Origin of the sequence: Antarctobacter sediminis, from assembly GCF_019218285.1 — a bacterium.
Classification (GTDB): domain Bacteria; phylum Pseudomonadota; class Alphaproteobacteria; order Rhodobacterales; family Rhodobacteraceae; genus Antarctobacter; species Antarctobacter sediminis.
This window is the reverse complement of the sequence record NZ_JAHUZG010000006.1, coordinates 60,121-72,112: the sequence shown is the minus strand read 5'-3', so window position 1 is coordinate 72,112 and position 11,992 is coordinate 60,121. Positions and strand designations below refer to the sequence as shown.

The 11,992-nt window shown below is 61.3% G+C and carries 9 protein-coding genes; 6 read left to right on the top strand and 3 right to left on the bottom strand.

The features are described from left to right. Positions 1–6 precede the first annotated feature (6 nt). From KJP30_RS21790 to KJP30_RS21765, 6 genes are read left to right on the top strand one after another with little or no spacing between them, the layout of a single operon-like run. Positions 7–990 (top strand): ABC transporter permease, encoded by a 984-nt coding sequence (locus KJP30_RS21790; protein ID WP_218451489.1) that lies wholly within the window; start codon positions 7–9, stop codon positions 988–990. Next, a complete protein-coding gene (locus KJP30_RS21785) occupies positions 987–1,988 on the top strand; it encodes an ABC transporter permease (RefSeq protein ID WP_218451488.1) in 1,002 nt (333 codons plus the stop codon). The genes KJP30_RS21790 and KJP30_RS21785 overlap by 4 nt, the downstream gene beginning before the upstream one ends. Next, positions 1,988–2,302, top strand: a complete 315-nt coding sequence (gene rhaM, locus KJP30_RS21780; RefSeq protein ID WP_218451487.1) for an L-rhamnose mutarotase — start codon at positions 1,988–1,990, stop codon at positions 2,300–2,302. Before KJP30_RS21785 ends, rhaM begins: the two co-directional genes overlap by 1 nt. Then, a complete protein-coding gene (locus KJP30_RS21775) occupies positions 2,299–3,702 on the top strand; it encodes an FGGY-family carbohydrate kinase (RefSeq protein ID WP_218451486.1) in 1,404 nt (467 codons plus the stop codon). The genes rhaM and KJP30_RS21775 overlap by 4 nt, the downstream gene beginning before the upstream one ends. Before the next feature lie 36 nt (positions 3,703–3,738). Next, a complete protein-coding gene (locus KJP30_RS21770; protein WP_218451485.1) occupies positions 3,739–4,404 on the top strand; it encodes a potassium channel family protein in 666 nt (221 codons plus the stop codon). 17 nt (positions 4,405–4,421) lie between these two features. Continuing rightward, the gene (locus tag KJP30_RS21765) at positions 4,422–5,756 is read left to right on the top strand and encodes a TrkH family potassium uptake protein (protein ID WP_218451484.1); all 1,335 of its coding nucleotides are present in this window, start codon (positions 4,422–4,424) and stop codon (positions 5,754–5,756) included. Positions 5,757–5,820: 64 nt separating this feature from the next. On the opposite strand, the gene KJP30_RS21760 is transcribed toward KJP30_RS21765, so the two are convergent. From KJP30_RS21760 to KJP30_RS21750, 3 genes are all read right to left on the bottom strand, one after another. Beyond that, complete coding sequence (locus tag KJP30_RS21760; RefSeq protein WP_218451483.1) at positions 5,821–7,467, bottom strand: BCCT family transporter; 1,647 nt, start codon at positions 7,465–7,467, stop codon at positions 5,821–5,823. A gap of 165 nt (positions 7,468–7,632) precedes the next feature. After that, a complete protein-coding gene (locus KJP30_RS21755) occupies positions 7,633–10,143 on the bottom strand; it encodes a CoA transferase (RefSeq protein WP_218451482.1) in 2,511 nt (836 codons plus the stop codon). A 25-nt stretch (positions 10,144–10,168) separates the two neighbouring features. Then, complete coding sequence (locus KJP30_RS21750) at positions 10,169–11,833, bottom strand: GMC family oxidoreductase (protein ID WP_218451481.1); 1,665 nt, start codon at positions 11,831–11,833, stop codon at positions 10,169–10,171. Positions 11,834–11,992 lie beyond the last annotated feature (159 nt).

The following is an 11,992-nucleotide window of genomic DNA, read 5'->3' as shown; positions in this document are numbered from 1 at the left end:
CCAGTTATGCTGCAAAGACTTCTTTCCTCGCGCGAAACCCTGCTTCTGGTGGCCATCGCCGCGCTGCTGGCGGCCATTGCCTCGCGCTTTCACGGGTTCATCGCCCCGCAGAATCTGGCCGACGTGTTCAACGACACCTCGCCCCTGATCCTGCTGGCCATCGGGCAGATGGTGGTCATCCTGACTAAGTGTATCGACCTGTCGGTAGCAGCGAATCTTGCGCTGACCGGGATGGTAGTCGCCATGATCAACGTCGCCTTTCCTGGAGTCCCGGTCGTGGTGATCCTGGTCATCGCCATCTCCCTGGGCGCGGTGATGGGCATGACCAACGGTGTACTGGTGTGGAAACTGGGCATCCCGCCCATCGTTGTTACGCTGGGCACCATGACCATCTTTCGCGGCATCATCTTCCTGATTTCAGACGGCAAATGGGTCAACAGCCACGAGATGAGCGAGGCTTTCAAGGCCTTTCCCCGGGCCGAAATCCTGGGACTTCCGGTGCTGAGCTGGATAGCGATCCTTGCTGTGGTCGTCTTTTCCATCGTGATGACGCGTACCTCTCTGGGCCGGGCGGCTTATGCGGTGGGCGGCAACCCCCATGCGGCCACCTACACCGGGATCAGCGTCGGCCGGACGCAGTTCTGGGCCTTTACCCTGTCCGGTGCGCTGGCCGGGTTGACGGGCTATCTCTGGGTGTCGCGCTACGCAGTCTCATACGTGGACATTGCCAGCGGGTTTGAACTGGACGTGGTGGCCGCCTGCGTGATCGGGGGCATCTCGATCGCGGGCGGCATCGGGACGGTGGGCGGCGCACTATTGGGCGCGCTGTTCCTGGGCGTCATCAAGAATGCACTGCCGGTGATCGATGTCTCTCCCTTCTGGCAACTGGCCATCTCGGGCGCGGCGATCATCATCGCGGTTGCGGTCAACTCCCGTGCCTCGCGCACCAAGGGGCGGATCATTCTCAAGTCAGCGGAGCACGCGGTATGACAAGCACAGACCAAGTCACATTGGGCCGGGACATCCCCGACAGGCTGCGGTCCCCGCTGGATCGAACGCTGAAAAGCTGGGAAAGCCTGCTGATGCTGGTGGCCATCGCCATCTTCGTCGCCAACAGCTTTGCCTCGCCCTATTTCCTGGATGCCTGGAACCTCAGCGACGCGTCCTTCAACTTTACCGAAAAGGCGATGGTCGCCTTTGCCATGGCGCTGCTGATCATATCGGGAGAGATCGACCTCTCCGTCGCCGCCATCATCGCGCTGGCCTCGACCGCCATGGGCGCGGCGGCCGAAGTCGGGTTGGGCACGCCCGTACTGGTCCTAATCGGCCTTGGCACCGGCCTGATCTGCGGCGCGATCAACGGGTTCCTGGTGACCGGCATGGGCCTGCCGTCGATCGTCGTCACCATCGGCACCATGAGCCTGTTCCGTGGCATCAGCTACATCGTGCTGGGCGATCAGGTCTACAACAACTACCCCCGCGACTTTGCCTTTTTCGGTCAGGGCTACGTGTACTGGGTCATCACCTTCGAACTGGTGTTGTTCGCGCTGCTGGCGGTTATCTACGGCGTGCTGCTGCACAAGACGAATTTCGGCCGCGCCGTCTATGCCATCGGCAACAATCCGACCGCCTCGCTGTTTTCCGGCATTCGTGTCGGGCGGGTAAAGTTCCTCCTGTTCCTGCTGACGGGCCTGATGTCCGGCATTGCGGCCATCTGCCTGACCTCGCGACTGGGCTCGACCCGCCCTTCCATTGCCTTTGGCTGGGAGCTGGAGATCGTGACCATGGTGGTTCTGGGTGGCGTCAACATCCTCGGCGGATCGGGCACGATCCCGGGAGTGGTGATCGCGGCCTTCGTGATGGGGCTGGTGACATTTGGGCTGGGGCTGTTGAACGTGCCGGGTATCGTGATGTCCATCGTCATCGGCGCACTGTTGATCGGCGTGATCGCCCTGCCGCGCCTCTGGAAGATGTGGCGGGACCGGTGATGGAAAAATACGCCTTCAGAATGCGGCTGGATCCGGGCTGCGAGGATGAGTACCGCAAACGCCACGATGCGATCTGGCCGGAGTTGGTGACGGCGCTCAAGGAGGCCGGGGTATCGGATTACTCCATTCACCTCGACCAGGAGACCGGGCTGCTGTTCGGCGTGCTCTGGCGAAAGGCGGATCATGGCATGGCCGCGCTGCCGGAACTGCCGATCATGCAGAAATGGTGGGCGCATATGGCTGACATCATGGAGACGAAGCCCGACAACGAACCGGTTGTCGTGGACCTGCTCCCGATGTTCCACATGCCATGAGCAGGCGTCACGTTGCGGTCATCGACATCGGCAAGACCAATGCCAAGCTTGCCTTGGTCAACCTTGCGGACCTGTCCGAAATCGCTGTCGTCACCCGGCCCAACACGGTGTTGCCCGGCCCGCCCTACCCGCATTTCGATGTCGACGGGCACTGGGCCTTCCTGTTGGATGCCTTGGCGCGGTTTCACACCGATCACGGGATCGATGCGATATCGATCACCACGCATGGCGCCTGTGCCGCGCTGCTCGACAAACAGGGCAATCTGGCGACGCCGATCCTCGACTACGAGTTCGAGGGGCCCGACGATGTTGCGGCGGACTATGACACAATCCGCCCGTCATTCGATGAGACAGGGTCGCCGAAGCTTGCAGGCGGGCTGAATGTCGGCGCGCAACTGCACTGGCTTTTCGAGATGGACCGCGGACTGCGCGAACGTACCCGAACCATCGTGACCTACCCGCAATATTGGGGGCACCGCCTGACCGGCGTTGCCGCCAGTGACGTGACATCGCTGGGCTGTCATACGGACCTGTGGAACCCGCGGAAGGGTTGTTTTTCCAGCCTGGTCGACCGCTTGCAGATCACGGACAAGATCGCACCCGCCAGACGCTCGGCCGAGGTATTGGGCACCATACTGCCCAAAGTGGCCGCGCACACCGGGCTGCGGCCGGACACGCGGGTGTACTGCGGCATCCATGACAGCAACGCCTCACTCCTGCCCCATATCCTGTCCCGCACCCCGCCCTATTCGGTCGTTTCCAGCGGGACTTGGACGATTTGCATGTCAGTCGGCGGCGCGCCTTGCCATCTTGATCAAACCAAGGACGTTCTGGTGAACGTCAACGCGCTTGGTGACCCTGTCCCCTCTGCGCGCTTCATGGGCGGGCGGGAACATGACATTGCCCTGGGCGGCCAGAACGTAGAGTCGACAGAGGCAGAGCTTTGCGAGGTGCTGGAAACGGGGGTCATGTTGCTGCCCGCTGTCGTGCCGACAGCGGGTCCGTTTCGCGGCCGGTCCGCACAGTGGAGTGGAGGTAAACCCGCCAAGGGCACGGGGCAGCGCGGCGCTGCCGTTGCGCTCTACCTCGCGATGCTGACGGCGCGCTGTCTGGAGTTGATCGGCCATCGCGGCGAGATCGTGGTCGAAGGGCCCTTCGCTCGCAACGTGACTTATCAGCGGATGCTGCGCGCCATCACGGTCAGCACGGTTTCGGCGATGACAAGCGCAACCGGGACCAGTCAAGGCGCTGCGCTGCTGCTGGAAGGCGCAGACAAGTCGCATTTCAGAACGCCCGCGCCACACGCGGCAGCGGACAATCTGACCGGGGCAATGACCGCCTATCACGATGCCTGGCGCCAGGCCCTGGCCGCCGTTGACTGTTCCGATCCGTCGCAATAACGCTTGTGCTCTTGGAGTGCTCAAGGAGCAAACGGCATGGTAAAGAAGCGCACGTCTTTTGCCATCATCGGGCTTGGCGTTTTTGGCAGCACCGTCGCGCTGGAACTGGCACGCTTCGGCAATCGCGTGATCGGCATAGATCTGGACGAGAGACGGGTTGCGCAGGTGTCCACGCAGCTGCATTCGGCGGTCATCCTGAACGGAACCGATGAAATGGCGCTGCGAGAAGCCGGGATAGACCAGTACGACGTGGCTCTTGTTGCGATCGGGCGGGAAGTCGAGGCCAGCATTCTAACCGTCATGAACCTGAAGCTGCTGGGGGTCGAGAACATCTGGGCCAAGGCATCGAGCAAGACACACCACCGGATCCTTTCGAAACTGGGCGCTAACCGCGTGATCCTGCCCGAGCAGGAAATGGGCCGACACATTGCCCAGATGCTCAACAATCCCGTCGTTCAGGACTATGTCAGCCTTGGCAACGGTTTCAGCGTGGTGAATATCGTCGTGCCCGAGGCGCTGTCAGGCCGCGCCGTTTCCGACCTGGGGATCGGAACCAAGTATGATTTGCGACTGCTGGGGCTGATGCGCGGCACCCAGTTTCATGGCACCGACGGCAGCGATACACCGACACTCGAACAGGACGACAAGCTTATCGTACTTGGAAAACGCCCAGACTTGCGCCGGTTCGGCGACGGTCTCTGACGCCTGAGTGAAAATCCATGACACGTACTTTCTACCGTGAATTTGCCGCCTTGCCACCGCCGCTGATCCTGGCGCTGCTATACGCTTTGCTGATTCTGCTTGGCGCCGCCCTGCTATTGCTGCCAGTTGCGCACACGGTCCCGGTCACCTGGTCTGACGCGCTGTTCACCTCGACGTCGGCGGTGACCGTGACCGGGCTGGTGGTGCTGGACACCGGGCAGGATCTTACGGTTTTCGGTCAGGCGGTGCTGGCATTCCTGATCCAGATGGGCGGTTTGGGCCTGATGACCTTTGCGGTCCTGATCCTTGGCGCCCTTGGATTGCCCGTCGGGATCACCGGCCACCAATACCTGCGCGAGGACCTGAACCAGACGTCGATGCATCAGTTGCGGGCGTTGGTCAGCACGATCCTCAAGGTCGTTCTGCTGTGCGAAGGTATCGGCGCGCTGTTGCTCCTCATGGTGTTCGCGCCGGATTTGGGGCCGGCCAAAGGCCTCTGGACGGCGGTCTTTCATTCGATTTCGGCGTTCAACAACGCGGGCTTCTCGACCTTTGCCGACGGGCTTGTCTCTTACGCCACGGACCCGGTCGTGAATGTCGTCATCCCGGCACTCTTCATCGTCGGAGGCATCGGCTATGTCGTCCTGCACGACGTCTTCAGCAAACAATCCTGGCGGAAATTCTCTCTGCACAGCAAGCTGATGCTGATTGGAACAGCCATCCTGATCCAATGGTCCGTGGGCATGTTCGCCTTGCTGGAATGGTCAAACCCTGAAACGCTTGGGCAACTCGACAGCGCCGGTGCCCGACTGGTCGTCAGTTGGTTTCAGGGGGTCACGACACGGACAGCCGGTTTTAACACAACCGACATCGGTGCCTTGCATGAAAGCACCTCGATGATGTTCATTTCCCTGATGCTAATTGGTGGAGGGCCGACCTCGACCGCCGGGGGCATCAAGGTGACGACGTTCATCGTGATGATGATTGCAACGGTCGCCTTTTTCCGCCGCCAGCAACAGTTGCACGCCTTTGGTCGGTCCATTGCTCTGGACCAGGTGCTCAAGGTCATGGCGCTGACCGCGATCAGCGTCATCCTTGTGTTTGTCGGGGTGTTCCTGATCGTCGCCTCACACGAAGGACATTTCCTTGACGTGAGTTTCGAGGTCGCTAGTGCCTTTGGCACCGTTGGCCTGTCGCGCGGCTTTACCGGGGAGCTTTCGGATTTCGGGCGTGCGGTGATTATGGCGATCATGTTCATCGGCCGGGTCGGGCCTTTGACACTTGGCTTTTTTCTTGCCACCAGAACGGCGCCCCGTCTGCGCTATCCGGAAGGGCAGGTCTATCTCGGGTGATCTGCGAGTGAAGCCGGCCGAACATCGCGGGGCAAGGTCCACCCTGCCCCGCGAATGTGCAAACTCAGGTTTTCACGTGCAGGCTTTGCACGCCGTTGCGTTCGCGGATCGCGTCCTTGATCACCGCCTTGGTCAGCGCGACACACATCAGGAACATCACAAGGCTGAATGGCAGCGCACCGATCACCATGGCCGTCTTGATGGCGTCCAGCCCGCCGACAAGCAGCAAGCCTCCGACCACGAGGCTGAGCGCGACACCCCAAAAGATGATATGGGCGCGGCCCTTCGGGCTTTCCTCTCCAGCAGCGTTGATCGTGTTGACGATCAGGATCGCTGAATCCGCCGTTGTCACCAGATAGGTCAGCAACAAGACAACCACGATTGCCGCCATCGCCACGGCAAACCCGTCGCTCAGCATCAGGTCCAGCATGACGAACAGCTGGCTTTCCTGACCGGCCCCGGAAATCGCGTCCCCAGCGGTGCCATTCAGGGTCATGTCGATGGCCGTGCCGCCAACCAGCGTGAACCAGACGAAACACATCAGCGACGGGACGATGATCGCGCCCAGCACGTATTCGCGAATGCTGCGCCCGCGCGAGATCCGCGCGAGGAAAACACCGACGAAGGGCGCAAACGCGATCCACCACGCCCAGTAGAACACCGACCAGCCCCCCTGCCACGCGGCCAAGGCATCGCCGGTCTCAGTCCCGTCGGCATGCCAGACAGTGAACAGGAGTTGGGGCAGTTCCAGCAGATAGGCCATTAAACCAGAGAACAGCGCCCCGAGACCAAAGAATGTGGACCCGAACAGTACGAAGAAGGCCAGCAGGAAGAAGCTGAGACCCATGTTGAGGTTGGACAACCACTTGATCCCCTTTCCCACGCCTGACAGCGCCGACAGGGTCGAAGCGCCAAGGATCACGACAAGCGCCACCACGACCCCCGCCGAACTGGGCTTGCCATCATCCATGAGAATCCAGTCGCCAAAGCCGACGCGATTGAGGCCCGCCACGAATTGCTCGACCCCGAAACCCAACGTCTGCGCCACACCAAGGATCGTGGCGACCACCGCTACGATGTCGACCACATGCCCAACCGGCCCCGACAGCCGCGCACCGAACAGCGGCGTCAGCGCGGACCGCACAGTCAACGGCAGATTGCGGCGATAGGAAAAGTAGGCCAGCGACAGTCCGACAAGCGCGTAGCAGGCCCAGGCCGAAAAGCCCCAGTGCAAGAAAGACCAGACATAGGCGGCCGTCACATTATCTGCCGCCGATCCGCTGGTCTGGCCCATGATGACATTGGGATTTGTCGCGAAGTGATACATCGGCTCTGCTGTTGCAAAGGTCAGCATGCCAATCCCGATGCCCGCGCCGAACATCATCGAGAACCATGAAAAGCGCGAGAACTCCGGCCTGTCGTCCGGCAGGCCCAGCTTCAGCCGACCGGTGGAAGGCACCAGTGCCAAGACAACGCACAAGATCAGGAACAGGGCCACGACCCAGATGTACCAACTGGCAAAGCTTTTCAGCATGGCGCCGTTCAAGGCGTTGAGAACGGCAGCGGCATTTTCAGGCACCGTGATCGCCCAGACGATCAAAGCGCTGACAAGGATTTTCGATGGAATGGCGACGCTCTTGGCAAAGCCGGAATAAAAGCCGCGATCCGCGGTCGGAATGTGCAGGTCCATCAAAGGCGGTTTGTTAGGCATGTCTCCTCCGTTTATTGTTGAATGACGGGTTGGACAGCTTCCTCCGTTTGCCGAACGGAAACGTTCGACATAGCCGGTCCAATCCGTTTTGGGATGCGACGGGTCTTCCAGGACGCCGCAAAAGGATCTGGGTCCGCCCCGGATGGGACAGACCCCGCCTTACCCTCAGCTGGGCAAGTACTCGGCACTCCAGCTTTCGCTGAGGTGTCCGGATTTCAGCATCCGTTCGATTGCGGCCTCGGAATAGCCGAGATCGCTCAGGATGACGCGTGTGGAGCTGCCGAACTTTTCCGTCGGCGGCAGCGCATAGACCTTTCCCCGTGTCGGGCGGACCGCATAGGGATCCAGCTGGATCACCTCATGCCCGCTGGGATGGTCGGAGTAGTGCGAGAAGGAATAGCTGCCCCGGTCCGTGCCGGGGGTGCCATCGGGTTCGCGCATGTTCTCGGACCGCAGGGCGTCGATGTTGTTACAGATCGCACAACCGATATCCGCCGCGCGCAGTCGATCGATCCACTCGGTCGCCGGGTGTAACTGGAACGCACCAGCAAGATAGGCTGCGCGCTCTTCTTCGGGGATATCGGGCAGATCTTCCAACCCCTCGACATTTCGGAAACGCGGCAGGTCGGTGTCGTAGGCGCTGAGCAGGATGTAGACGCCAGATGCCGTGCTGTAGAAGCGGCTGAGCGAGTCATATCCGTTGACTTCTGGCCCTGACGGCTCATCGAACAGGCCGCGCCCGCGATAGTCATAGGCAAAAGGCACCTGCAACAACCCACTGTTGGCCGACAGCGAGGTGCGCCCGCGCCCGATCCGCCCAAAGCGATGCTTCTGATACAGGGCGGAGGCCACGGCCAAAGCGCCGCCAAAGCCACACATCACGTCGATCGTACCCACATGCGCATGTTCTTCGGGACGATCCATGGCACCGCCAAACCGCAGCATGATGCCGGTTGTGGCCTGCACAAGGTCGTCATAGCCGATGTAATCGGTGCGTGTTCCGCGACGGACACCGCTGAAACAGTCGAGCTTGCAGAAAATCGCCTCGGGGTTCAGCTTGCGGAGGCTTTCGGCGTCCAATCCCATCCGACGAATCTGGCTGTCCGGCGCGTTCCAAAAGATGACATCGACCGACTTTACAAGGTCTTCAAAGACCTTTCGCCCATGTTCCGACTTGATGTCGGCCAGAATGGATTTCTTGCCCCGTCCTTGGCTCAGCCCGTAGATCACGGTGTTCCAGCTGTCATACAACGGCGTGGCAGGGTCCAGCTTGATGACCTCGGCCCCGAAACGCGCCAGATAGCTGGCCGAATGCGGGCCGGCGATCACGTTGCACATGTCCAAGACGCGGACACCGGACAGCCATCCCTCTTGCGCGATGCCTTCTTCCGGGTCGGGAACGTCGGTGCGCAGCTTGCGCAGCACCTTCAGCGCCTCCTCGAACTCGACCCAGCGGCGCGGGGTCGGGTTCAGTGCCTCTTCTCCACTTTCCTCCATCCAGACAACGGGGCCGGGTTGGGTCATTTCCCCGAACTCCGGATCCCAAACGTCAATCATCAGGCCGGATGTCTCGGCGTATTCATCGTTGATCCATTCCTGCAACCAGCGTTGCGGCGCGCCAGGAATGCCCGCCCGTCCGAACATGCGCTTCCATTCATGCGAGGTGCGGGTCATGAACACCTCTTTCATCCGCGCGGCGATCTTGTCGGCCCAGAACTTCGGCATAGGATAGACGCCCAGCGAGGTATCGGATACCCATTCCGACTGCGGCTTGTAGGTGTCGTCCTCTTCCCGCAACCCCTCATCGATCATCTCATCATAGAGCCCCAGAACCTCCAGACAGCGGCGCGCGTGGTGTTTGTGGCTGGGGCAGACGACGTAGAACATACGCCCGTCCTTGCACATGTAGCTGCGGAAGAACGGGTCGAGCAGTTCTTGCAGGTCCTCGTAGGACACGTTCATCGGCAGCCCTTCGATCCGGCGACGCTCGATCTCCAGCTCCCGCTGGGTCAGGTAGCGTTCCGGCATGTCCGACACCTTGATGGAGTTGTAGCACAGCCCCTCCATCACCGCCGCAGCCAGCGGCACCTCGATCTGGTCACCCAGGCCCGTCAACTGCCGCGACTGCAAAGCAAGTACCGTGGCGGAGGCCGCGATCTGCGAGGCATAGGCCGACGACAGCGGCAGTGGCGAGAACGACGGGTTCAAGCCCATCAGCACCCGGTTCAGCCCCATGTCAGTGAAGACACCGGAACTCGCGGCGACCACGCTTTCAAAGGCCCGCTGCTCGCGGCGCTCCATGTCGTTCGAGGCAAAGCCCGGGATAGATATAGTGATGAGTTCGGGACGCTCCTTTCGCATGGCGGCAAAGTCGATGCCCAGCGCGGCCAGTTTGCCGGGGCGGAAATTCTCGACGATGATGTCGGCCTCTGCACAGAGCGCCCGGGCCTTGACCAGGCCGTCCTCGGACTTCAGGTCAAGGTTCAGGATCAGCTTGTTGCGCATCAGGGTCGCGTTGGCGGGGCTATCCCACATCGGCCCGTCCGGCGGATCGATATGCACGACCGTCGCGCCCAGGTCCCCCAGCAACATCGCCACGGCAGGCCCGGCGATGTACTGTCCGAAATCGACCACTTTGACCCCTGTCAGGGGCAGATTGGAAAACGAAGTGCGCATGGTTCCTCCCAGCACGAACGTTTGGTTAATTGCCGGCAAGGACCCAACGGGCCGCCTTTTCCGCGATCATCAATGTCGGCGAGTTGGTGTTGCCGCTGGTGATTTCAGGCATGATGCTGGCGTCGACGACGCGCAGGCCGGTCACCCCCTTCACCCGTAGGTGCGGGTCCAGAACGGCGCTGTCATCGTCGACACGGCCCATTTTGACGGTGCCGACCGGATGAAAGATCGTGTTGGCGATGTCACCGGCCAGCTTGGCGAGGTCTTCGTCGCTCTGGTATTGCGGTCCGGGCTTGTACTCCTCGGGCGCGTAGCGCGCCATCGCGGGGCGGGACATGATCTGCCGCACTTGCCGCAGGCTGTCCGCTGCAACTTTTCGGTCGTCTTCCGTCGACAGGTAGTTCGGCGAAATCATCGGCGCGTCCCGAAAATCGGCGGACCGGATCTGGACCGTGCCCCGGCTTGACGGGTTCAGGTTGCAGACGCTGACTGTCATGGCCGGGAAGTCGTGCAATGGATCGCCGAAGGCCTCTAGGCTCAGGGGCTGCACGTGGTATTCGATATTGGCATGGGGGCGGCCCGGATCGGACCTTGTGAACGCGCCCAACTGGCTGGGCGACATGCTCATTGGACCGGAACGCTTCAGCATGTATTCCGCACCGATCTTCACTTTGCCAAGCAGGCTGTTCGCCAGCGTGTTCAGCGTCTGCGTTCCGTTGACCTTGTAGACGGCCCTGATCTGCAGGTGATCCTGCAGGTTTTCCCCCACGGGCGCATCACGCAGCACCTCGATTCCATGCGATTTCAACAGGTCCGCGGGTCCGATCCCCGAAAGTTGCAGGATCTGGGGCGAATTGATCGCACCGGCGGACAGAAGCGTTTCACGCCTTGCAGAGACAGTCGTCATCTGCCCCCGGCGCAGTACACGCGCGCCCGTGCAGCGCGGCGCGCCATTGGCGTCCGCTTCAAAGGTCAGCTTTTCAACCTGAGCCTCGGTCCAGACCGTCAGGTTGGGCCGCGAGCGGACCGTTTTCAAAAAGGCCTTGGAGGTGTTCCAGCGCCAACCGGACCGCTGGTTGACATCGAAATAGCCGACCCCCGCGTTGTCGCCACTGTTGAAATCATCGGTCTTGTCGATACCCGCCTGAACCGCCGCCTCGGCAAAGCTGTCCAGCACATCCCACCGCAGGCGCTGTTTTTCGACGCGCCATTCGCCACCGTGGCCGTGCATGTCGGAAAAGCGCTCATTGTCTCCGGTTTCGGGATCGGAGCCGTTATCCAGCTTGTAGTGGTCCTCATGCGCCTTGAAATCCTTCAACGCTCCGTCCCATGACCATTCGTCCTCGCCACTCAGGGCCGCCCAGTTGTCGTAATCCCGCGCCTGCCCGCGCATGTAGATCATGCCGTTGATGGACGAACACCCGCCCAGTGTCTTGCCGCGCGGATAGCCGAGCGTGCGCCCGTTCAGCCCCTTGTCGGCCTCGATGTTGTACATCCAGTCCGTGCGCGGGTTGCCGATACAATACAGATAGCCGACGGGAATGTGGATCCACGGATAGGTGTCCGGCTTGCCTGCTTCCAGCAGCAACACGTTTTTGGAGGGGTCCGCACTCAACCGATTGGCCAATAGGCAACCCGCCGACCCGCCGCCAATGACGATAAAATCGAAAACCGTTTCCGTGCCCGGCATTGCCTTTCCCCTCAGATGATCCGCGGTCCCGGAGGCTCCGTTGGCCCCCCCCGTCCCGAGAGCGGGATAAGGTCGGTCACAACGGTCGATGCTCCTCCCGGCACCAACTGATCGGGGTTTAGAAAGGCCCGCTGCGCAATTCCAATGACATATGTCTTT

Excerpts from the sequence above, each read along its gene's own strand:
- KJP30_RS21790 (WP_218451489.1), top strand. The coding sequence starts at position 7 with ATGCTGCAAAGACTTCTTTCCTCGCGCGAAACCCTGCTTCTGGTGGCC.
- KJP30_RS21785 (WP_218451488.1), top strand. The coding sequence starts at position 987 with ATGACAAGCACAGACCAAGTCACATTGGGCCGGGACATCCCCGACAGG.
- rhaM (WP_218451487.1), top strand. The coding sequence starts at position 1,988 with ATGGAAAAATACGCCTTCAGAATGCGGCTGGATCCGGGCTGCGAGGAT.
- KJP30_RS21775 (WP_218451486.1), top strand. The coding sequence starts at position 2,299 with ATGAGCAGGCGTCACGTTGCGGTCATCGACATCGGCAAGACCAATGCC.
- KJP30_RS21770 (WP_218451485.1), top strand. The coding sequence starts at position 3,739 with ATGGTAAAGAAGCGCACGTCTTTTGCCATCATCGGGCTTGGCGTTTTT.
- KJP30_RS21765 (WP_218451484.1), top strand. The coding sequence starts at position 4,422 with ATGACACGTACTTTCTACCGTGAATTTGCCGCCTTGCCACCGCCGCTG.
- KJP30_RS21760 (WP_218451483.1), bottom strand. The coding sequence starts at position 7,467 with ATGCCTAACAAACCGCCTTTGATGGACCTGCACATTCCGACCGCGGAT.
- KJP30_RS21755 (WP_218451482.1), bottom strand. The coding sequence starts at position 10,143 with ATGCGCACTTCGTTTTCCAATCTGCCCCTGACAGGGGTCAAAGTGGTC.
- KJP30_RS21750 (WP_218451481.1), bottom strand. The coding sequence starts at position 11,833 with ATGCCGGGCACGGAAACGGTTTTCGATTTTATCGTCATTGGCGGCGGG.